The organism is Streptomyces sp. GD-15H (assembly GCF_045291515.1).
Taxonomy (GTDB): domain Bacteria; phylum Actinomycetota; class Actinomycetes; order Streptomycetales; family Streptomycetaceae; genus Streptomyces.
Genome location: NZ_CP149447.1, coordinates 6,355,611 through 6,377,171, shown reverse-complemented (window position 1 = coordinate 6,377,171; position 21,561 = coordinate 6,355,611). Strand labels below are relative to the sequence as shown.

Genomic DNA, 21,561 nt, shown 5'->3' with positions numbered 1-21,561 from the left:
GTTCATCCCTGGGTCTGCTGGATAGCTTCGCGGAGCACCTGGCGGTCGTCGAAGGGACGCACCACCCCGGCGATGTCCTGCCCCTGCTCGTGGCCCTTGCCCGCGACCAGCACGGCGTCGCCGGGCTGCGCGCGGGCGACGGCGGCGGCGATCGCCGCGGCCCGGTCCTCGAAGACCTGCACCTCGCCGCGCTCGTGGGCGGGCACGGAGGCCGCGCCCCGGAGCATGGTGGCGAGGATGGCGAGGGGGTCCTCGGAGCGGGGGTTGTCGGAGGTCAGTACGGCGGTGTCGGCGAGCCGGGCCGCCGCGGCGCCCATCGGCTCGCGCTTGGTGACGTCCCGGTCGCCGCCGCAGCCGAGCACCACGTGCACCTTGCCCTCGGTGACCCTGCGCAGGGCGCGCAGCACCGACTCGACGGCGTCGGTCTTGTGTGCGTAGTCGACCACCGCGAGGTACGGCTGGCCCTCGTCCACCCGCTCCAGCCGGCCGGGCACGCCGGGGACGGCGGCGACACCGTCGGCGGCGGCCTGCGGGTCGAGTCCGGCGGCGGCGAGGGCGGCGATCGCGGCGAGGGTGTTGGCCACGTTGAACGGGCCCGGCAGCGGCGACCGGGCGGTGATCCGCTCGCCCTTGGGGCCGATCACGGTGAACGTCGAGTCGGTCGGGCCGACCTCGACGTCCTCGGCGCGCCAGTCGGCGTCGGGGTGCCCCTCCGCGGAGTAGGTGAGGACGGGGACGCCGGCCTCCTTGGTGAGGCGGCGGCCGTACTCGTCATCGGCGTTGACCACGGCGAGCCGGCTGCGCTGCGGGGTGAAGAGCCGCGCCTTGGCCGCGAAGTAGTCCTCCATGTCGGAGTGGAACTCCATGTGTTCCGGGCTGAGGTTGGTGAAGACGGCGATGTCGAAGACACAGGCGTCCACCCGGCCCAGCACCAGGGCATGGCTGGAGACCTCCATGGCGACCGCGTCGACCCCGCGTTCACGCATGACGGCGAACAGGGCCTGGAGGTCGGTGGCTTCCGGCGTGGTGCGTTCGGACTTGATGCGCTCGTCGCCGATGCGCATCTCGACGGTGCCGATCAGCCCTACCCGTCGCCCACCACCGCCCTCCCCGACGGCGCTTCGCGCCGGCCCTCCTCGTCCGTGCTGTGGACGGACCTGAGGCCGCCCTCGACGAGATAGGCGGTGGTGGTCTTGCCGGAGGTGCCGGTGATGCCGATCTGGAGCAGATCGCGGCCCGGGTGGCCGTAGATCGTGGCCGCCAGTTCGCCCATCTCCCCGCGGGGGTCGTCGACCACCAGCGCGGGCAGTCCGGCCGCGGCGACGCGTGCGGCGCCGCTCGGGTCGGTGAGCACGGCGACCGCGCCGAGGCCGGCGGCCTGGGTGACGAAGTCGGCGCCGTGCGCGCGGGCACCCGGGAGGGCGGCGTACAGGTCGCCGGGGCGTACGGCGCGCGAGTCGTGGGTGATGCCCGTGACGTCGGCGGTCTGCGTCGGCGCGGTGGCACCCAGTTGACCGGCGAGTTCCGCGAGGGGTGTGGCGGAGACCCGCGCCGGCCGGGGTGGCCCGGGAAATGTCACGGGTTGACCCTTCTGAGTGGTTTGGGACTGATCAGCGTGTGGCACGGCGGTGAGCGTACCGGGCACACCCGCCGCGGAGCCAAAGCGGGGGCCCCGCGCGGTCCCGTCCGGCGGGGGGAGCGGCGGGGACGAGGGGCCCGGTACGCGGCGGGGAGTGTCCCGGTTCCCGGGATCGGGGGTGATCGTTGTCACGGGCTGTTCCTGGGTGGTTCCATGCCGGCCGGACGCGAGGGGTTCGCGGCCGGTCAGGGTGTGAAGGTGACCGGGAAGTTGGCCGGTTCGGCACCGGTCGGCGGCACCTGGAGGGTCTTGAGGGCGAACTCCATGACCTTCTTGTAGACGGGTCCGCAGATCTGGCCGCCGAAGTAACTGCCCTCGGTGGCGTTCTGGATGGCGCAGTAGACGGTGATCCGGGGCTTGTCGGCGGGCGCGAACCCGGCGAAGGAGGAGGTGTAGCCGTGGTACTTGCCGGTGGCCGGATCCACGCGGTTGGCCGTGCCCGTCTTGCCCGCGACCCGGTAGCCGGGGATGCGCGCCTTGGTTCCGGTGCCCTCCTCGTCGTCCACGACCGACTCCAGCATCCGGGCGAGGGTCTTCGCCGTCTTCTCGCTGACCACCCGTGATTTCTCGGGTCTCGGGGCGGGGGTGAAGCGTCCGTCGGGTCCCTTGGTGCCGCGTACGAGCGTGGGTTCGATGCGTACGCCGCCGTTGGCGATGGTCGAGTAGACGGACGCGGCCTGCATGGCGTTGACGGACACGCCCTGGCCGAAAGGAATCGTGTACTGCTGCGAGGTCGACCAGGCGTCGGGCGGGGCGAGGATGCCCTTGGTCTCGCCGGGGAAGCCGAGTCCGGTGTGGCTGCCGAGGCCGAAGGCGCGCAGGTAGTCGTGGAGGACCTTGTTGGCGGCGGCCTGGGTCTTGCCGAGCTGGCCGGTGGCCAGGATGGTGCCGATGTTGCTGGACTTCGCGAGCACCCCGTTGAGCGTCAGGTACCAGGTCGGGTGGTCGATGTCGTCCTTGAACAGCCGGTCGCCGCGGTGCAGCCGGTTGGGCACGACGACGTGCGTCTGCGGGGTGGCCGCGTTCTCCTCCAGTACGGCCGCCATCGACATGACCTTGGCGGTGGACCCGGGCTCGAAGGCGTCCTGGAGGGCCGCGTTGCCGAGCGCCGCCGGATCGGCCTCGGAGAGGTCGCCCGGATCGAATCCGGGCGCGTTGGCCATGGCGAGGACCTCGCCGGTGCGGGTGTCCTGGACGATGACGTAGCCGCGGTCGGCCGCGGACTTCTCGACCTGCTCGCTGATGGCGTGCTGCGCGGCCCACTGGATGTCGCGGTCGATGGTGAGCTCGACGTCGCTGCCGGGCACGGCCGGTGTCTCGCTGGACCCCGCGGTCGGCACCAGACGGCCGCCGGACTGGACGAAGCGGATGCTGCCGTCCTCACCGGCGAGCCGCTTGTCCAGCTGGAGTTCGATGCCGCCGCCGCCCTTGCCCTCGGCGTTGACCCAGCCCAGTATCCCGGCGGCGAGCTCGTTGTTCGGGTAGACCCGCTTGCTGGTGGGCACGGACAGGACGCCCGCGAGGACGTTGGCGGAGGACGTGTCGGTCTCCGCCTTCTTCGCCAGTGCGGCCTTCAGATCCTTGATCTGCTTCCAGACCTGCGGGGTCTGGCGGCTCGCGAGTTTGACGTAGCGCAGGGCCTTGTTGTCCGGCCGCAGCTTCTCGACCAGCTTGTCCTGGTCCTGGCCGAGGATCGGGGAGAGGAGGGCGGCGGCCTGTTCGGGACCGTCGGCGATCTCCAGTTGGTCGGGGGCGAACATCGTGGGGTCGGCGGTGATGTCGTAGGCGTCCTCGCTGGTCGCCAGGGCGACGCCGTTGCGGTCGGTGATCTCGCCGCGCTCGGCGTCCAGCACCTGGCCGACCTGGAGGTTCTGTCCGGCCTTCGCCGCATAGGTGTCGGCTTCGACGGCCTGCACCTGGAGCAGGCGTACGACGAAGACGCTCAGGACCAGGGTCAGGGCGAGGCCGACCAGGCGCAGGCGGGGGCGCGGGTTGCCCAGCCGGATGACCTTCGGGGCCGCCGGGCGGGGCGGGCCGGGGCGGCGGGCCGGGCGGTGGCCGGGGCCGGAGCGCTGTCGGGCGCTCGGGCGGGCGGGCTTGGCGGGACCGGGCACGCGGCGGCGCGGCGGTCGCCTGCCGAAGTTGTCGACCACTTCCGTCACCTGCCGGGAGTCGATGCGGGCGTGGGCGTGACCGCGGGGGTCGGGGGGCGGCCGCCGTGCTCGGTACCGCGTCGGGGGGCGGGGCCGTCGCGGTGGCCAGTGCCTCGGGGGCGAGCACCAGGGGGGCGCGGACGGCGGAGGCGGGGCCGGGGACGCCCTTGACCGTGCCGTCGGGGCTCAGAAAGGCGGGGTCGCCGCCGGGCACCATGCCGAGCTCGCGTGCGCGGCGCTGCAGGGCGTCGGGGGCGGAGTAGGCGTCGATGTCCCGTTGCAGGGCCTGTTCCTCTTCGGTGAGGCTCTTCGTCTCCCGCTCGAGGTCGTCGAGTTTGAACGCACCCTCGCTGAGTGCCGAGTTCAGCACCAGGAGCCCGATCAGCCCACCGCCGAGGAGGAGGACGACGAGCAGCACGAAGGGGGTGCGGGCCGCCTGGGCCCGTCCCGTGGGGAGGAGCCCCGCGAGACGGGCCGCCCTCCCCTTCAGTTCGGGTTTCCTGCTCACTCACGCTCCCCTGGGTTCGCCTGCCTTCCGCACCCGCATGCCCCGCACGGCGCCGGGCCCACGTGTCGTAACCGCCTCACGTGTCCCCTGTGCCTCACGCGTCTCATCCAAGGTGCTCCCTGATCCGCTGGGCACCCCGCAGCCGCGCGGGGGCGGCCCGCCGGTTCTCGGCGATCTCCTCCTCGGTGGGAAGTTCGGCACCGCGCGTGAGCAGCTTGAGCCGGGGCTGGTAGCGCTCGGGGACGACGGGCAGCCCGGCGGGCGCGGTGATGGCGGCGCCCGCCGCGAACACCTGCTTGACCAGCCGGTCCTCCAGGGAGTGGTACGACAGCACGGCGATCCGGCCGCCGACGTCGAGCGCCTTCACCGCGGCCGGGACGGCCCGCTCCAGTACGGAGAGTTCGCCGTTGACCTCGATGCGCAGGGCCTGGAAGGTGCGCTTGGCCGGATTGCCGCCGGTGCGCTTGGCGGCCTGCGGGAGCGCGTCCCGGATCAGCTCGACCAGGCGTGCGCTGGTGGTGAACGGCTGCTTCTCCCGCTCGCGCACCACCGCGGCCACGATCCGCTTGGCCTGCTTCTCCTCGCCATAGGCGCGCAGGATGCGGACGAGTTCGCCGGGCGGGTAGGTGTTGAGGACGTCGGCGGCGCTGACGCCGGCCGTCTGGTCCATGCGCATGTCGAGCGGGGCGTCCTGGGCGTAGGCGAAGCCCCGGTCGGCCTCGTCGAGCTGCATGGAGGACACGCCCAGGTCGAACAGGACGCCCCGCACGCGGGCGATGCCGAGCCGGTCGAGCACGTCGGGGAGTTCGTCGTAGACGGCGTGCACCAGGGTGGCGCGCTCGCCGAACGGGGCGAGCCGCTCGCCGGACAGGCGCAGGGCCTCCTTGTCCCGGTCCAGGGCGACCAGCCGCGCCTCGGGGAACCGCGTCAGCAGGGCCTCGCTGTGGCCGCCGAGGCCGAGGGTGCAGTCGACGACCACCGCTCCCGGCTGCTCCAGGGCGGGCGCCAGCAGGTCCAGGCACCGCTGGAGCATCACCGGGACGTGCCGACTGTGCCCGCCCGTGTTCGCAAACGCTTCGCGCCCCATTGGATCTGGGCCCTCTCAAGGTCCGGCGCGGCGTGACGCACCGCCGGGTCCCCGCCCCTCCCCGGTGTCGACGGGGCGGCCTGCCGGCGCCGGAGGCGTCAGCCGGCCGGGAACGGGAGGAGGCCGAGCCGTACGTACGCGCAGCGCACGCGGGGAGATCTCCGGGACGCTGCCCGGGTCTCCGGGGAAATCAGTGCAGCGGGGAGAGTCTCGCCTCCCGCTTCGCGTCACTTTAGTCCACGGTGTCACCCGGTCAATCAACCGGCCTGTGCGGCGCGGCCCTCGGCGTGAGGACAACCCGCGTCGGGGAAACCACCCGTACGAGGAGGCTCACACCCCCCTTGTGGGTCATCTCACTCCAAAGCCTGATGACGTTCTTTGTCCTGTCTCACAGCAGGACCGGAGAGCATGTGGCCAGTACCGTCATGGCTATGACGACTTCTGCATCGGTTCCCGCGAGCTCCGGAAGTGCGATGGTCGGCCACGGCACGGTCACCGACCGCCTGGTCAACGCCAACGAGCAGTACGCCGGCGCCTTCAGCGATCCCGGGATGGACGCCCGCCCCGTGCTGCGCGTCGCCGTGGTGGCCTGCATGGACGCCCGGCTCGACCTGCACGCCGCGCTCGGTCTCGAGCTCGGCGACTGCCACACCGTCCGCAACGCGGGCGGTGTGGTCACCGACGACGTGATCCGGTCGCTGACCATCAGCCAGCGCGCGCTCGGCACCCGCAGTGTGGTGCTCATCCACCACACCAACTGCGGCCTGGAGTCCATCACCGAGGAGTTCCGGCACGACCTGGAGATGGAGGTCGGCCAGCGTCCCGCCTGGGCCGTGGAGTCCTTCCGCGACGTCGACCAGGACGTACGGCAGTCGATGCAGCGGGTGCGCACCTCGCCGTTCCTGCTGCACACCGACGACGTGCGGGGATTCGTCTTCGACGTGAAGACCGGCCTGCTGCGCGAGATCGACCCCGCCTGACCTGCCGCCCCGCCCCAAGGGTGGCCCGGTCTCCGGGTTCCACAAAGGCCTCACGACCCGACATGTCGCCGCCGGTTACCCCCGGGCGAGTGACACGAATCGGTAACGGCGGCAAGAATGCGGGAGGGGTGCCGCGCGGAACTTTTCCCGCGCGGTGTCCGTGATTCGGGGTGAGCCGGGCCGCACAGCGAAGTGTCGGCCCGGACATTTGGGGCCCTTGTTCCTTGGGAGCGAGGGGAAAGGCCGAGGAGGGCCGGGTGCCGACCTATGACGATCGAGCGAGCCTTGGGGGTCCCCCCACGCGAGCGCAGCCGAGCGTGGGGAATGATCTGACCGCCGTGGTCGAGCGGGTGCGGGATTCGGTGGAGGGCGTGATCGAGGGCAAGCCCGAGGTCGTACGGCTTTCGCTGACCGTGCTGCTCGCCGAGGGACATCTGCTCATCGAGGACGTCCCGGGAGTCGGCAAGACGATGCTGGCCAAGGCACTGGCGCGGTCCATCGACTGCTCGGTGCGGCGCATCCAGTTCACACCGGACCTGCTGCCGTCGGACATCACCGGTGTGTCCATCTGGGACCAGCAGCGCCGCGACTTCGAGTTCAAACCGGGCGCCATCTTCGCGCAGGTGGTGATCGGCGACGAGATCAACCGCGCGTCGCCGAAGACGCAGTCCGCGCTCCTGGAGTCCATGGAGGAGCGCCAGGTCACCATCGACGGCAAGACCTACGAGCTGCCCAGCCCCTTCATGGTGGTGGCGACGCAGAACCCGGTCGAGATGGAGGGCACCTATCCGCTGCCGGAGGCCCAGCGCGACCGGTTCATGGCCCGTGTCTCGGTCGGCTACCCGAGCGCGGAGGCCGAGCTGCGGATGCTGGACGTGCACGGCGGTGTCTCCCCGCTGGAGGACCTCCAGCCGGTGGCCCACGCGCACGAGATCCTGAAGCTGGTCGAAACGGTGCGCGCCGTCCATGTCGCCGAGCCGGTGCGCCGGTACGCGGTGGAGCTGGTCGCCGCCACCCGCGCGCACCCGGACCTCAGACTCGGTGCCTCGCCGCGCGCGACGCTGCACCTGCTGCGCGCGGCGAAGGCGTCCGCGGCGCTGGACGGCCGGGAGTACGCGCTGCCGGACGACGTGCAGGCGCTCGCCGTGGCCGTGCTGGCCCACCGGCTGCTGCCCACCGCCCAGGCCCAGCTCAACCGCCGCACCGCGGAGCAGGTGGTCCAGGAGATCCTGCAGCGCACCCCGGTGCCCGCCGCCGCCCCGGCCCAGGCCGGCATCGGCCTGGGCCGGGGCGGTCCGGGGCACGGCCAGCAGCCGCCGCGGAGGCTGTGATGTCCACCGCGGGATCGGTCCGCGCGGAGGGCGACCGCGGTGACAAGGGCGGCCTGCGCACGGCTCTGGCCGGGCTGACCACCCGCGGGCGCTCCTTCCTGGCCGCCGGTGCGGCCGCCGCGGTCTGCGCCTACGTGCTCGGGCAGAGCGATCTGCTGCGGGTCGGGCTGCTGCTGGCGGTGCTGCCGCTGATGTGCGCGGGTGTGCTCTACCGCACCCGCTACCGGGTCGCGGGCAGCCGCCGGCTGTCCCCGCGCGGGTGCCCGCCGGCTCCGAGGCGCGGGTGCATCTGCGGATGGACAACGTCTCCCGGATGCCCACGGGCCTGCTGATGCTCCAGGACCGGGTGCCCTACGTGCTCGGCCCGCGCCCCCGGTTCGTGCTGGACCGGGTGGAGGCGGGCGGGCGCCGCGAGGTGTCCTACCGGGTCCGGTCCGACCTGCGCGGCCGCTACCCGCTCGGCCCGCTGCAGCTGCGCCTGTCCGACCCGTTCGGGATGTGCGAGCTGACCCGGTCCTTCTCGACGTACGACACGCTGACGGTGATCCCGCGCGTGCGACCGCTGCCGCCGGTGCGGCTGAGCGGTGAGGTGAAGGGGTACGGCGACGGACGGCAGCGTTCGCTGGCGCTGGCCGGCGAGGACGACGTGATCCCGCGCGGCTACCGCTACGGCGACGATCTGCGCCGGGTGCACTGGCGTTCCACCGCGCGCTACGGCGAGCTGATGGTGCGCCGCGAGGAACAGCCGCAGCGGGCCCGCTGCACGGTGCTGCTGGACACCCGCGCCATCGCCTACAACGGTGCGGGCCCCGACTCGGCGTTCGAGTGGGCGGTGTCGGGCGCGGCCTCCGTACTGGTGCACATGCTGGAGCGGGGCTTCTCGGTGCGGCTGCTGACCGACACCGGCAACTCGGTGCCGGGCGAGGGCTCCGACGGGTTCGCGGGCGCGAGCCAGGAGTCGGCGGACGCGGCCGGGCTGATGATGGACACCCTCGCCGTGGTCGACCACTCCGACGGGGCGGGCCTGTCCCGGGCCTACGACGTGGTCCGCGGTGGGAACGAGGGGCTGCTGGTGGCCTTCCTCGGCGATCTCGACGAAGAGCAGGCGGCGGTGCTCACCCGGATGCGGCAGCGCAGCGGGGGCGCCGCCGCCTTCGTGCTGGACAGCGGAACCTGGCTGCGGGAACCGGCGGACGTGTCCGGTCCGTTGGCCGGGGGCGGGGAGGGACTGCGGATGCTGCGCGAAGCGGGCTGGACGGTCGTGAGCGTGCCGCGGGGCGCCTCCCTGGAGGATCAGTGGCGGCTGGCCGACCGGGAGCGGTCGGGCCTGGCGGCGGCGAGCGGTGGGGAGGGAGCAGGGTGAGCGGGCGACTACGGCTGCCGCTGGCCTCGTGGGCGGCGACGCTGCTGGCCGCGTGCGCGCTGCTGCCCCTGGTCAAGCCGGCCTCCTGGATCGTGCAGGCGGCCTTTCTCCTGGCGGTGCAGTCCGGTGTGGGCGCGCTGGCCCGGCGGGTGCCGCTGGCCCGCCCGCTGACCGTGGCCGTGCAGGCGCTGGTCGCGCTCGCGCTGCTGACGCTGGTGTTCGCGCGTGAGCACGCGTTCGCCGGTCTGGTGCCGGGTCCGGGCGCCTTCCGCTTCTTCGCCGAGCTGCTCGAACAGGGCGGTACCGACGTCGGCCGTTACGCCATACCGGCGCCGCTGTCCGAGGGCATCCGGCTGATGCTGATCGGCGGTGTCCTGGTGATCGGGCTGCTGGTGGACACCCTGGCGGTGACCTTCCGCAGCGCGGCCCCGGCCGGCCTTCCGCTGCTCGCGCTGTACTCGGTCGCCGCGGGGCTGTCCGACGGCGGCAACGACTGGCTGTGGTTCCTGCTGGCGGCGGCCGGCTATCTGATGCTGCTCCTCGCGGAGGGGCGTGAGCGGCTCTCCCAGTGGGGGCGGGTCTTCGGCGGGGCGGCGCGGGGCCCGGCCACCGAGTCGACCGGAGCCCTCGCCCCGGTGCGCACCGGCCGGCGGATCGGGCTGCTGGCGGTGGGCATCGCCCTGGTGGCGCCGCTCGCCCTGCCCACGATGAACGGCGGCCTGCTGGACCCGGCGGGTTCGGGCGTCGGTTCGGGCTCCGGCGGGGGCGGCACGATCTCCGCGGTGAACCCGCTGGTGTCGCTGCGCGACTCGTTGAACGTGGACGAGGACCGCCAGGTCATGTCGGTGCGCACCGAACTGGCCGATGTCTCGGACCTGTACCTGCGGATCGTGTCCCTGGACGACTTCGACGGCACCACCTGGAAGCCGTCCAAGCGGTCCATCACCACCGTGCCCGATGGCGCCTTCCCGACTCCGGCCGGCCTCGGCCCGGACATCGAGCGCGCGGAGATCGCCACGACGGTCTCGACCGCCGACTGGTACGGGCAGGACTGGCTGCCGATGCCGTATCCGCCGAGCGGGGTGGACATCAGGGGCGACTGGCGCTATGAGCCCGTCGGGATGACGCTGGTCGGCGACCACGGCCAGAACACCCGGGGACTGACCTACAGCGTGCGCAGCCTCGACGTGCAGCCCACGGCGGAGCAACTGGCCGACTCGTCGGCGCCGCCGGCCGCCCTGGAGCGGGACTACACCGAGCTGCCGGACTCGCTGCCCGCGGTGGTGTCCCGGACCGCCCGCCAGGTCACCGAGGGGGCGACGAACGCCTACGACCGGGCGGTCAAGCTCCAGGAGTACTTCGCCTCGACCGGCGGCTTCCAATACGACACCGAGGTCGACGTCGGCAGCGACTCGCAGGCGGTCGCCCGCTTCCTGAGGGACAAGGAGGGCTTCTGCGTCCACTTCTCCTTCGCCATGGCGTCGATGGCCCGGTCCCTGGACATACCCGCCCGGGTCGCGGTGGGCTTCGCGCCCGGCACTCCGCAGGCGGACGGCTCGGTGTCGGTGGGGCTGCGGGACGCGCACGCCTGGCCGGAGCTGTACTTCGAGGGCGTGGGATGGACCCGCTTCGAGCCGACCCCCACCCGTGGTTCGGCGCCCTCCTACACCGTGCCGGACACCTCGGACAGCGCGCTGCCCGACCCGGCCCAGCCCTCCGAGGCCGCGTCCTCGGAGCCCTCGGCCGCCCCGTCGGCGAGCGAGGGCTGCACGGTGGAGCAGAGGAGGCTGGACCGTGACTGCGGGAGCGAGGCGCCGCTGGCGGCGCTGCCCACGGACGGCGACGGGCCCAAGTGGTACTTGGTGCCGGCGTGGGCGCTGGCGGGTCTCGCCGTCCTGGTGCTGCCGCTGGCGCCGATGCTGTGGCGGCTGTGGACCCGGGCGGTGCGCCTGGGCGCGCACGGCCGTTCGGAGGCGGGTGCGGCCGCGCACGTCCTGGCCGTCTGGGACGAGCTGACCGACACCGCGTGGGACTTCGGCATCTCCCCGGACGAGTCGCTGACCCCGCGCAAGGCGGCGGCCAGGATCGTCCGGCTCGGCCGGCTCGACCCGGAGGCCGCGGCCTCGGCGCACCGGGTGGCGGACGCCGTGGAGCAGGTCCTCTACGCGCCCCGGCCGCGCCCCGCGGTGGGGCCGGGGGACGACGTGCGCCGGGTGACGGCCGGCCTGCGGTCCGCGGTCGGCCGTGGCACCCGGCTGCGCGCGCTGTTCGCCCCGCGCTCCACGGTGCGGGTGGTGTGGACGGCGTCGGCCCGGTGGGCCGGCGTCCGGGAACGCGCCCTCGCGCTGCGGCCCACGTGGCGGAAACCGCCGCGGGAGCCCTCTCGGCAGCAGGGGTGAAGCGGGAGTGAAGCAGGCGCCGAGCATGGCCGTGAGGCCCCCGGCTCCGAACCCCGGCGCGGGGAGGGACAGGACGATTCCGGTCGTCCTGCCCCTCCTCCGTCGTGCGGTCGTACGTACCCACCGGCGCCCGCGTGCGTACCCGCGCCCCGGGTGCGGAACATACGTCAGGGGTGACCACCGGCCCGGTGGTCACCCCTGACGTATGTCTTCGGGTGTGTCCTGGAGCTATGTACGGGAGCCGGGTGCGGGAGCTACTGCCCGCCGCCCTGCTCGTCGCGGCGGCGCTGCCAGCGCTCCTCTATGCGGTTCATCACGGAGCGCCGCTGCCTGCCCTGACGGCCGGACTGCGGCGGGCCCGTGGAGCCCTCGGCTGCGACGACCTGCTCACCGGGCTTCGGGGCCTTGCGCCAGCCCGTCACGGCGAGAACCGCGCAGCCCAGCATGACGAGGAAGCCCACCACACTGAGCCAGACCTGCTGGGCGACCATTCCGGCCATGAGGAGCGCAATACCTACGAGGAAGCCCGCGACCGCCTGGTAGACCCGCCGACGGGTGTACGTACGCAGGCCACTTCCCTCGAGCGCCGACGCGAACTTGGGATCTTCGGCGTACAGCGCTCGCTCCATTTGCTCGAGCATGCGCTGCTCGTGCTCCGAGAGCGGCACGGCGTCCTCCTCATCGTGCAAGTCGCCGGGGCGACCCGGGGGGTCCCTTCAGGATAGGCAGGGAATCGACCCCGTGAAACCCGCCCCTTTGCGCCAATTGGCCGACCGGGACCCGCCATGCGCGTCCCGGTCCACTCGAGGCTTCTCATTCCCCGTTGGCCGAGCCGTCATGCCGGACGGTCTCCCTCGATCATACGGTGCCCCGCCGCCATTCGGGGGGCCTGTGGCGCACTCCATGCGCAGGCCGGCCGACGGACGCGTCGCTGATCAGCGACGCGTCACGGGCGATTACTCAGGCCTCGGTGTTCCCCCGAGCCTCACCGAGCACGTGGAGTTGGGTGGCCACGGCGTGGAAGGCGTCCAGTTCCGCCGCCGCGGTCTCCAGCTTCAGCAGCGCTTCCAGGGCTCCGGGCTCGGTGTCCACGAGCACGCCGGGGACGAGATCGGCGAAGACCCGCACCCCGTGCACGGCACCGACCCGCAGTCCCGCGTCCTCGACCAGAGCGGTGAGCCGGTCGACGGTGAAGCGGCGCGGCACGGGATCGCCCGTGCCCCATCGGCCGTTCGGGTCATCGAGCGCCTGCCGGGCCTCCTTGAAGTGACCGGCCAGGGCGCGGGCGAGCACGGCGCCACCGAGGCCGGCGGCGAGCAGGCTGAGGACACCTCCGGGGCGCAGGGCCGCCACCGTGTTGCGCACGCCCTCGGCCGGGTCGTCGACGTACTCCAGGACGCCGTGGCACAGCACCGCGTCGTAGCCGCCGCGCTCGGCCACGTCGAAGAGGCCGTGCACGTCGCCCTGGACGCCCCTGACCCGGTCGGCGACGTCCTCCTCGACGACGCGGCGCTCCAGGGCGAACAGCGCGTTGGGACTGGGGTCGACGACGGTGACCCGGTGACCGAGACGGGCCAGGGGCACCGCGAAGTGGCCGCTGCCACCGCCGGTGTCGAGGACGTCCAGCCCCGGCCGGCCGGTCGCCTCGGCCCGGCGTTCCAGGGCGTCCTGGAGGATCTCCCAGACCACGGCGGTACGGAGAGCGGCGCGGGGGCGCAGGGTGTCCGACACGGCAATTGACTCCTCGGCGCGGCACCGCCTCGTCCACGGCGGAGCGATCGGGCTGCCTCCCCGGCCCGGACACACGGGGAACGGCGGAGGCTTCAGGCTTCTTCCACCCTATTGCCTACGCCGCGGTCCCCGACCACCGCGGGGCGGCTCCCCGGCCGCCCCGCGGTGGCGGGCGCCGGTGCACCCGCGCGCGGGTCAGCCGGCGTCGGGCATGTCCCGGTCCACGCCGCCGCCGGGGTCGTGGCCGTCGGGGTGGTCGGAGCGGACGGAGTGGGAGGGCCGGTCCGAGCGGTCCGCGTCGGTGCGGGGCTGCGGGAGGACCGGCTGGAGGACCGGCTGGAGGACGAGCATCCGCTCCACCAGGCGCAGGAACATCGCCACGTCCCGTATCAGGTCGTCGGCGTCCCGGCCGCTCGCCGCGTCCCGGATGCCCGCCTCGGCCCGCGCGCGGCGCCGGGCTCCCGAAGCGAACAGGGCGCTCCACTCGGTGAGTTCGGGCGCGATCTCGGGGAGCACCTCCCAGGCGCTCCGGATCCTGGTCCGGGCCCGGGGCGAGGTCTCGGGCCGCCCCCGCGCGGCGAGCACGGCGGCGGCGGTGCGCAGGGCGGCGAGGTGGGCCGCCGCATAGCGCTCGTTGGGTGTGTCGAGGACGGTGGCCTCGTCGAGTCCGGCACGGGCCTGGGCGAGCAGGTCGAGGGCGGCGGGCGGGGCGGTGGCACGGCGCAGCACGGGGTGGACATCGCCCGCCGGGCCGGTCAGTGAGGGGGCAGGGCCGGTTGCGCGGCGCCGACGGGCGGCTGCTGCGGAGGAGTGGGCCATGACGAACCTCCTGTCGTCTTCGTGACGGCATTCCCTGCTACCGGGTGCCGTATGTGCGCATCGTGCGGTATGGCACTGACAATCCGTTCCGACCTGGGGTTCTGTCTCGTTCGACAGTTCGAGCCCGGACCGGCTGCCTCCCGGGCCGAGCCTGTGGAGGGGCGGGGCGGCGGTCCTGTGACAATCAGGGCCATGGAACGCAGCAGCACCACGTCGGGCGGCAGCACCCGTCGCGAGGCCACCCGGCAGAAGCTCTACGAGGCGGCCGTCACCCTCATCGCCGAACAGGGTTTCTCCGCCACCACGGTGGACGAGATCGCCGAGCGGGCAGGGGTCGCGAAGGGCACGGTCTACTACAACTTCGCGAGCAAGTCGGTCCTCTTCGAGGAGCTGCTGCGGCACGGGGTCGGGCTCCTCACCGCCTCGCTGCGGGAGGCGGCCGCCCGGACGGCCGTCCAGGGCGGCGGCAGGGGCGACGCCCTGGACGCGATGATCCGCGCGGGGCTCGTCTTCATCGACCGCTACCCGGCCTTCACCCAGTTGTACGTGGCCGAGCTGTGGCGCACCAACCGGGCCTGGCAGTCCACGCTGCAGGTGGTGCGGCGGCAAGCCGTGGCGGTCGTCGAGGACGTGCTGCGCGAGGGCGTGGAGAACGGCGAGTTCAGCGCGGAGATCGACGTTCCGCTGACGGCGGCGGCGCTGGTCGGCATGGTGCTGGTGGCCGCGCTGGACTGGCAGTCCTTCCAGCCGGAGCGCTCCCTGGACGAGGTGCATGCGGCGCTGTCCCGGCTGCTGCAGGGGCGCGTGGGCGGCCGCCACTGAGCCGACCGGTCGGGCGGGGCCACCCGGTTCTGTGACCCGGCGCGCACGAAGGCGCCGGGCCGGCGGTGGCTGCGTCCCCCGCGAGCCACCGCCGGACCGGCGCCTTCCTTGCTCCCCCGTGGTTCCCCGTGCGTCCCCCGTCGCGGTCGTCCCCCGGGCCTCGCTCCCGCCGACGACGCCGGCGGAAGGAGCGGATCGCGGGCCGGACCGTTTCCGGCGCCCCGTGTCGCCGGTCCCGGAGCCGTGCCCCTCTCCGTGGTCTCCACTCTCTCGTTTCCGCAGGTCGTCAGCCATCCGCGCGCGTACTCATCTCGGGAATTAGGTACGGATACTCAGTCCTGCGCACCCGCTCCCACGACGCCGTGTCGCCGGCTGGTCACCGGAGCGGGGGCGACGGTACTCGGGGCCGGGGGTGTCAGTGGGGGCGGATAAAGTCCCTGGCATGGCACGGATTGCGGTGATCGGCGCCGGGATGGGCGCGATGGCGGCCGCTGCCCGGCTGGCCGTCGCGGGCCACCGGGTGGCGGTGTACGAGCGGACGGACACGTACGGCGGCGCGCTGCGCCGGCTGGAGCGGGACGGCTTCGCGTTCGACACCGGCCCCGGGCTGCTCCCGCTGCCCGCGGTGTACCGCGATCTGTTCGTCAAGACCGGCAAGGAGCCGTTGGAGGCCTGCGTCGACCTGGTCCAGGTCGATCCGTCGTCCCACCACGTGTTCGCGGACGGTACGCGTGTCTCGCTGCCGAACGCGTCCCGCGCGGGCGTCGTCTCCGCCCTGCACGAGGCCCTCGGTCCCGCCGCCGGACAGCGCTGGGGCGACTTCCTGGTGCGCGCCCGCGAGGCCTGGGACAGGACCCGCAGACCGCTCCTGGAGGAGCCGCTGTGGCCCAACTGGCGGGTGCTCGCCGACCGCGAGCCCTACCCGGCCGTCCCCCACAAGAAGCTGCTGCGCACGCGCACGGCGGGCACGCTCGCCGAAATCGGCGCCTGGGAGCTGCGCGATCCCCGGCTGATCTCCCTGCTGGGGAGTTACGCGCTCGAGCACGGCCTCGACCCCCGGTCCACCCCGGCGAGCGCGGCGGTGCTGCCGTACATGGAGCACGCCTTCGGCACCTGGTACGTCCGCGGCGGCATGCGGGAGCTGGCCCGCGCGGTGTACGAACGGTGTGTGGCCCGCAGGGTGGAGTTCCACTTCGGCGCCGAGGTCACCGGGGTGCTGGAGAAGGACGGCCGGGTGGCGGGCGTGGAGTTCACCGAGGGCCCCTCTCCGGTCTCCGGCGCCGGGCCCGGGGGCGGAGCGGTGGCCGAGGCCGACCACGTGGTCGCCGGGGTGACGCCCGCGGTGCTTGACCGGCTGACCCGGGGGACACGGGTGCGTGGTGACGGCGAGGTCTTGGGCAGGACCGGGGCGGCGAGCCGTCTGACGGTGCTGCTGGCACTGCGCGGGGGGCGTCCGGAGGGGACACCGCACCGGACGGTCGTGCACGCGGAGGACCGGGAAGCCGAGTTGGAGTCCCTGACCGGCTCCCCCGCGAGCCTGCCCGCACGCCCCACGGTCACGGTCCTGCGGCCCGACGACCCGGCGCTGGTCCCCGACGACGCCCATGAGGCGGTCACCCTCACCTCGGTGGTGCCCACGGGCGCCGGGCCGGGCCTGGACGAGCACGCGCAGCGCATGATCACCGCCGCCGAGCGGGCGGTACCCGGCCTGCGCGACCGTCTGGTCCGGCACGAGGTGCGCACCCCGGCCGACATCGCGGAGGCGACGGGCGCGGAGGGCGGAGCGGTGCCCGTACCGGCGCTCGCCGCGGCGGGCGGACGGCTGCTTCACCCGTCCAACCGCACGCGCGTACCGGGGCTGTTCACGGTCGGCGGCTGGTCGCACCCCGGAGGGGGGTTGCCGCACGCCGGGATGTCGGGGGCGCTGGTCGCCGGACTGATCGTGGAGGGGCCGGAGTTCCGCGGCTCCCAGTGAACGGCGGGGACCCTCTCGGATCCGCGCGGATCAGTAACGGTACTGCTGCTCGTCGTACCCGTTGCCGTTCCCGGGTGCCTCGCCCGTCTGACCGTCGTCCTGGTACGGGTACGGCTGCTCCTGCGGGAGTTCACCGCCGTACAGGTCGTCGGTGCTGCGCTGCTGCGGAACCCACAGGCCGGCGGCCGGGGTCTCGCCGCCGTAGGTGCCGCCTGCGTACTGGTCCTGGCCGTAGCCCTGCTGGCCGTACTGCTGCGGGTCGGCGTAACCGGTGTCGTACGAGGCGTCGCCGTAGCTCGAGTTGCCGATGTACGGGTCGGAGTAGGCGGCGTACTGCCGCTGCGGGCCCGTGGTGTCGTAGGCGGCCTGCTGCTGGCCGTAACCGGAGTAGTCGTAGGCGTGGTTCTGGTCGGTGGCGTAGTCCTGGTCGTGGCTCTGGGCGGTCGCCGCGTACTGGTCCTGGCCCGGGGTGCCGTACCCGTTTTCGCCGTAGACGCCGTACGAGCCGGTGTCGTCGGGCATGGGCTGCGGCTCGTAGACGGCGGTGGTCTCGGCGGCCGTCGGCTGCTCGGTGCGCGCCGGCGTGAACACGTCGTCGCGGTCGTAGTCGTCCGCGGCGTAGGCGTTCCGGTCGGTGCGGTAGTCGGCGGCCTCGTCGCCGTAGCCGCCCCCGTGGCCATGGCCGTAGCCGTCGTCGGTGGCCTCCAGGTCGGAGACCTCCAGGGTCGGTTCCTGCCGCCCGCGGTCACCTCGGCCGCCCTTGACGGCGGCCAGCACCGGGGCGTTGACCACCCAGCCGGCCGCGAAGCCGCGGCGGAACGACAGGGTGACGTAGGTCTGGCCGATCGCGAAGGCCGCGGCGCCCAGTCCGATGACGAGGACGGCCTGGAGCAGCACACCGAGCACCACACCCAGGAAGCCGGCGAAGGCGAGCAGCCGCCAGCGCAGGCGTGCCTTGTACTGCAGCAGCACCTCGCCGAGCAGCCACAACGCGACAACGCCGAATGCGATGTAGAGGACCGTCCAGCCCATGTACGCCCCTCTCCCAGCGGCCGCTACGCAGTGTGTCGTACACCGGTGCGACCGGTCTGGGCCTGCAGTGGGTGATGCAGGCCCAGGTTCTCGTAGATTTCCAGCGTCGCCGTGGAGTTGTTGAGCGTGATGAAGTGCAGTCCGGGCACTCCCTCGGCCAGCAGCCGCGCGCAGAACTCCGTGGCGAACTCGATACCGATGGAGCGTACCGCCGCCGGATCGTCCGCCGCTGCGAGGATCCGCTCTTTCAGGGCATCCGGGAACGACGCGTTACTGAGCTGCGGCAACCTCTCCAACATCTTCACACTGGTCACCGGCATGACCTCGGGAATCACCGGTGTCTCGCAACCCGCCGCGTCGACTCGGTCACGCAGGCGCAGGTACGACTCGGGGTGGAAGAACATCTGGGTGATCGCGTAGTCGGCGCCCGCCCGGCACTTGTCGACGAAGTGCGCGACGTCCGTGTCCCACTCGGTCGACCTGGGGTGCATCTCCGGGAAGGCGGCGACGCCGACACAGAAGTCGCCCGACTCCTTGATGAGCCGGACGAGTTCGGCGGCGTAGGTCAGCCCCTTCGGGTGCGGGATCCAGTCGGCCATCGGGTCGCCGGGCGGGTCGCCCCGCACGGCGAGCATGTTGCGGATGCCGGCGTCGGCGTACTGGCCGATGATGTTGCGCAGTTCGGCGACGGAGTGGTTGACCGCGGTGAGGTGGGCGACCGGGGTGAGCGTGGTGTCTCCGGCGATCTGTTCGGTGGCCTTCACGGTGCCCGCGCGGGTGGACCCGCCGGCGCCGTAGGTCACGGAGACGAAGCTGGGAGCCACGGCCTCGACCCTGCGGAGCGCGTTCCACAGGTTCCGTTCGCCCTTCTCCGTTTTCGGGGCCCAGAACTCGAAGGAGTACGTCGTCTCTCCGGCGGCGAGCATGTCGCGCACGGTGCGCGCGTGATCAGTCCTGGTGGATGCAGTTCCAAGGGCCATATGGGCAGGTTAGCCAGGGGGCGCCGGTCCCCCAACCGGATGCGGGGGATTTGCCGGAATTGCCGACTTGTTGTCCACCCCTTGGGACGCACTGCGCCGAGCGGGGGCCCGGGGCGCCGGGGCGGGTCCGGAGTCGGTCAGTGGCGGGTGCCCGGGGGCGCCTGTCGCAGCCGCTTCGCGAACTCGGACGCCGCCGCGCCCGGGTCGTCCGCCTCGGTGACGGCCCGTACGACGACGACCCGGCGGGCACCGGCCTCCAGTACCTCGTCGAGGTTGCCGAGGTCGATGCCGCCGATGGCGAACCAGGGGCGCTCGGTGCCGAGGGCGGCGGCGTACCGGACCAGGCCGAGGCCGGGGGCGTGGCGGCCGGGCTTGGTGGGGGTGGGCCAGCAGGGGCCGGTGCAGAAGTAGTCCACGCCCTCCTGCACGGCCGCCGCGGCGGCCTCGGACTCGGCGTGCGTGGAGCGGCCGATCAGGACGTCCTCGCCAAGGACGGCTCGGGCCGCGGGCACGGGGAGGTCGCCCTGGCCGAGGTGCAGTACGTCGGCGCCGGCGGCGTGGGCGACGTCCGCACGGTCGTTCACCGCGAGCAGCTTGCCGTGCCGGGCACAGGCGTCCGCGAGGACCGCCAGGTGCTCCAGCTCCTCCCCGGCCTCCATGCCCTTGTCCCTCAGCTGCACGATGTCGACGCCACCGGCCAGGACCGCGTCCAGGAACTCCGCGAGATCGCCCTGCCGCTTGCGGGCGTCGGTGCAGAGATAGACCAGGGCGTCGGAGAGCCGGGCGCGCGCGGTGGTGCCTGCGGCAGTAACTGACATGCGGGTGTCCCCCCGTGTGTCGGTGGCGGCCGGACCGGGGCGGACCCGGGACCGGGTGGAGCGCGGCCCACGACGGCGCCGGCACGGGGTGCCGGACGGTCGCGGGTCCGGGCCCGGCACCCTGGGACAGCGGCGCCGGGCGACGGTTCAGAACCGGATGCGGGTCCCGTCCCGATGCGGGTACGGGTCCGGGTGTCTCGTCGTGGGGTCAGACGGCGAGCGCCTGGGCGCGGCGCTTCACCTCCGTGCCACGGTTCTCGCTCAGCGCCTGCGCGGGCGTGCCCGGCAGGCTCTCGTCAGGGGTGAAGAGCCATTCCAGCATCTCTTCGTCCGTGAAGCCGTCGTCCCGCAGGAGCGTCAGGGTCCCGGAGAGGCCCTTGACAACCTTGTCCTCGTCGATGAAGGCGGCGGGGACGTGCAGTGCGCGGTTCTCACCTCGGCGTACGGCGATGAGCTGGCCCTCCTTGACCAGCTGCCGGACGCGCGTCACCTCGACGCCGAGCATCTCGGCGATGTCGGGCAGGGTGAGCCAGGCGGGGACGAGAGCATCGATCTTTGCGTCAATCTCGGTCACGGGACAAGCGTGCCATCTGGCACCGACAGTCGGAAGCCGAGCCCCTCCACCTGGGGCCCGTCCGGCGGATCACCCTGGACGGACGTGTCGGCCCGAGGGGCCGGGATTCACCCCTTCGCCGACTTCAGCGGCCTCGCCGGGTCGGCCAGCAGTTCCGCGTCCATCACCGTGCCCGCCTCGATCAGCCGGCGTCCCTGGGCCAGGTCGCGGGGGCGGCCCACCGCCAGCAGCGCGACCAGCCGGGAGTCGCGGAGCCAGCAGACCGTCCAGGCCGGCCCGTCGGCGTCCCCGCGCCACACCGTCCGGTCGGCGTCCGCGTGATGTCCGGCGTACTGGACGAAGCGCCCGAACTGCTCGGACCAGAAGTACGGCACCGGGTCGTACACCGCCGGGGGTTCGCCGGTGGCCGCCCCGAGGATGTTCGCCGCGACCGTGCGCGGGCCCTGCAGGGCGTTGTCCCAGTGGTGCACCAGCAGGCGTTCGCCGTACCGCCCCGAGGGGAAGGACGCGCAGTCGCCGACCGCGTACACGTCCGGCACGGAGGTCATCAGGTGCGGGTCGGCGACCACGTCACCGCGCTCGCCGAGCTCGACTCCGGAGCCGGCCAGCCAGGCGGTGGCGGGACGGGCCCCGATCCCGACGACGACGGCGCCCGCGGGCAGTCGCGAGCCGTCGTCCAGCACCACCGCGCCGGGCTCGACGCGCTCCACGCGCGCGTGCGTCCGCAGCGCCACTCCGGCGTCGCCGTACCAGGCGGTCATCGGGGCGGCCACCTCGGCGGGCAGTGCCTCGGCCAGCGGCCGGCCGGCGGCCTCCACGACGGTGACCGCGCAGCCCGCCTCGCGCGCCGCCGTGGCGAACTCCGCGCCGATCCAGCCGGCGCCGACGACCACGATGTCCTGCCGGCGCGCGAGCACCGGCCGCAACCGTTCGACGTCGTCCAGGGTGCGCAGTAGGTGGACGCCCGGAACCCCGTCCGCACCCGGCAGCCGGACCGGTTCGGCGCCGGTCGCGACAACCAGGACGTCGTAGGGGACCGGCCCGGCCTCCGTGTCCAGTTCGTGGTCGGCGGGGCGCAGCCCAAGCACCTCGCAGCCGAGCCGCAGCTCGATGCCGAGCGCCTCGAAGTCGACGTCGAAGGCGGAGTCCTCCGCCTTGCCGAGCAGCACCGCCTTGGACAGGGGCGGCCGGTCGTACGGCTGGTGGGGTTCGGCGCCGATCAGCGTCACGGTGCCGGTGAATCCCTGCTCCCGGAGGGCGACGGCGGTCTGCACACCGGCCATTCCGGCCCCCGTCACCACCACGCGCCGTGGCTCGGACGGTCCCCGTTCCTGCGTCTGCTCGCTCACC

General features: G+C 73.2%; 15 protein-coding genes and 3 pseudogenes. 6 read left to right on the top strand and 12 right to left on the bottom strand.

The window, feature by feature from the left end:
- Window positions 1–2 precede the first annotated feature (2 nt).
- The 4 genes and pseudogenes from WJ438_RS30100 to rsmH form a co-directional block, all read right to left on the bottom strand.
- Window positions 3–1,579 (bottom strand): annotated as a pseudogene (locus WJ438_RS30100) (UDP-N-acetylmuramoyl-L-alanyl-D-glutamate--2,6-diaminopimelate ligase).
- A 245-nt stretch (window positions 1,580–1,824) separates the two neighbouring features.
- The gene (locus WJ438_RS30095; protein ID WP_406728013.1) at window positions 1,825–3,792 is read right to left on the bottom strand and encodes a peptidoglycan D,D-transpeptidase FtsI family protein; all 1,968 of its coding nucleotides are present in this window, start codon (window positions 3,790–3,792) and stop codon (window positions 1,825–1,827) included.
- Window positions 3,704–4,300: pseudogene (locus WJ438_RS30090) on the bottom strand (septum formation initiator family protein); the annotation flags it as partial. The pseudogene WJ438_RS30090 and the gene WJ438_RS30095, both read right to left, overlap by 89 nt.
- Window positions 4,301–4,403: 103 nt before the next feature.
- Window positions 4,404–5,387, bottom strand: coding sequence for a 16S rRNA (cytosine(1402)-N(4))-methyltransferase RsmH (rsmH, locus tag WJ438_RS30085; protein ID WP_406728012.1), 984 nt, complete (start codon window positions 5,385–5,387; stop codon window positions 4,404–4,406).
- 431 nt (window positions 5,388–5,818) lie between these two features.
- Here rsmH and WJ438_RS30080 point away from each other — a divergent pair, with 431 nt between their 5' ends.
- The 4 genes and pseudogenes from WJ438_RS30080 to WJ438_RS30065 all read left to right on the top strand — a co-directional run bounded on the left by WJ438_RS30080 (window position 5,819) and on the right by WJ438_RS30065 (window position 11,460).
- A complete protein-coding gene (locus WJ438_RS30080) occupies window positions 5,819–6,367 on the top strand; it encodes a beta-class carbonic anhydrase (protein ID WP_406728011.1) in 549 nt (182 codons plus the stop codon).
- A gap of 257 nt (window positions 6,368–6,624) precedes the next feature.
- Window positions 6,625–7,698 carry an AAA family ATPase gene (locus tag WJ438_RS30075; protein WP_406728010.1) on the top strand — a complete coding sequence of 358 codons (1,074 nt, stop codon included), beginning with the start codon at window positions 6,625–6,627 and terminating at the stop codon, window positions 7,696–7,698.
- Window positions 7,698–9,061: pseudogene (locus WJ438_RS30070) on the top strand (DUF58 domain-containing protein). The gene WJ438_RS30075 and the pseudogene WJ438_RS30070 overlap by 1 nt, the downstream one beginning before the upstream one ends.
- The gene (locus WJ438_RS30065) at window positions 9,058–11,460 is read left to right on the top strand and encodes a DUF3488 and DUF4129 domain-containing transglutaminase family protein (protein WP_406728009.1); all 2,403 of its coding nucleotides are present in this window, start codon (window positions 9,058–9,060) and stop codon (window positions 11,458–11,460) included. The pseudogene WJ438_RS30070 and the gene WJ438_RS30065 overlap by 4 nt, the downstream one beginning before the upstream one ends.
- Window positions 11,461–11,714: 254 nt before the next feature.
- On the opposite strand, the gene WJ438_RS30060 is transcribed toward WJ438_RS30065, so the two are convergent.
- The 3 genes from WJ438_RS30060 to WJ438_RS30050 form a co-directional block, all read right to left on the bottom strand.
- On the bottom strand, window positions 11,715–12,128 hold the full coding sequence (locus tag WJ438_RS30060; protein ID WP_406728008.1) for a DUF3040 domain-containing protein: 414 nt from the start codon (window positions 12,126–12,128) through the stop codon (window positions 11,715–11,717).
- Window positions 12,129–12,420: 292 nt separating this feature from the next.
- Window positions 12,421–13,191, bottom strand: coding sequence for a methyltransferase (locus WJ438_RS30055; protein WP_406728007.1), 771 nt, complete (start codon window positions 13,189–13,191; stop codon window positions 12,421–12,423).
- A 195-nt stretch (window positions 13,192–13,386) separates the two neighbouring features.
- Entirely contained in the window at window positions 13,387–14,010 is a 624-nt protein-coding gene (locus WJ438_RS30050; protein ID WP_406728006.1) for an SAV_6107 family HEPN domain-containing protein, read from the bottom strand.
- A gap of 192 nt (window positions 14,011–14,202) precedes the next feature.
- On the opposite strand from WJ438_RS30050, the gene WJ438_RS30045 reads away from it, so the two are divergent.
- Both WJ438_RS30045 and WJ438_RS30040 read left to right on the top strand, forming a co-directional pair.
- Window positions 14,203–14,832, top strand: coding sequence for a TetR/AcrR family transcriptional regulator (locus WJ438_RS30045; protein WP_406728005.1), 630 nt, complete (start codon window positions 14,203–14,205; stop codon window positions 14,830–14,832).
- A gap of 442 nt (window positions 14,833–15,274) precedes the next feature.
- Window positions 15,275–16,807, top strand: a complete 1,533-nt coding sequence (locus tag WJ438_RS30040) for a phytoene desaturase family protein (protein WP_406728004.1) — start codon at window positions 15,275–15,277, stop codon at window positions 16,805–16,807.
- Between the two features lie 30 nt (window positions 16,808–16,837).
- On the opposite strand, the gene WJ438_RS30035 is transcribed toward WJ438_RS30040, so the two are convergent.
- The 5 genes from WJ438_RS30035 to WJ438_RS30015 all read right to left on the bottom strand — a co-directional run bounded on the left by WJ438_RS30035 (window position 16,838) and on the right by WJ438_RS30015 (window position 21,560).
- Window positions 16,838–17,839: a hypothetical protein gene (locus WJ438_RS30035; RefSeq protein WP_406728003.1), complete on the bottom strand. Its 1,002-nt coding sequence runs from the start codon at window positions 17,837–17,839 to the stop codon at window positions 16,838–16,840.
- A gap of 23 nt (window positions 17,840–17,862) precedes the next feature.
- On the bottom strand, window positions 17,863–18,819 hold the full coding sequence (metF, locus tag WJ438_RS30030) for a methylenetetrahydrofolate reductase [NAD(P)H] (protein ID WP_406728002.1): 957 nt from the start codon (window positions 18,817–18,819) through the stop codon (window positions 17,863–17,865).
- Window positions 18,820–18,956: 137 nt separating this feature from the next.
- On the bottom strand, window positions 18,957–19,637 hold the full coding sequence (gene thiE, locus WJ438_RS30025) for a thiamine phosphate synthase (protein WP_406728001.1): 681 nt from the start codon (window positions 19,635–19,637) through the stop codon (window positions 18,957–18,959).
- Window positions 19,638–19,845: 208 nt separating this feature from the next.
- The gene (locus tag WJ438_RS30020) at window positions 19,846–20,211 is read right to left on the bottom strand and encodes an Rv2175c family DNA-binding protein (RefSeq protein WP_109377886.1); all 366 of its coding nucleotides are present in this window, start codon (window positions 20,209–20,211) and stop codon (window positions 19,846–19,848) included.
- Between the two features lie 107 nt (window positions 20,212–20,318).
- Window positions 20,319–21,560: an NAD(P)/FAD-dependent oxidoreductase gene (locus WJ438_RS30015; RefSeq protein ID WP_406728000.1), complete on the bottom strand. Its 1,242-nt coding sequence runs from the start codon at window positions 21,558–21,560 to the stop codon at window positions 20,319–20,321.
- Between the last annotated feature and the right edge of the window lies 1 nt (window position 21,561).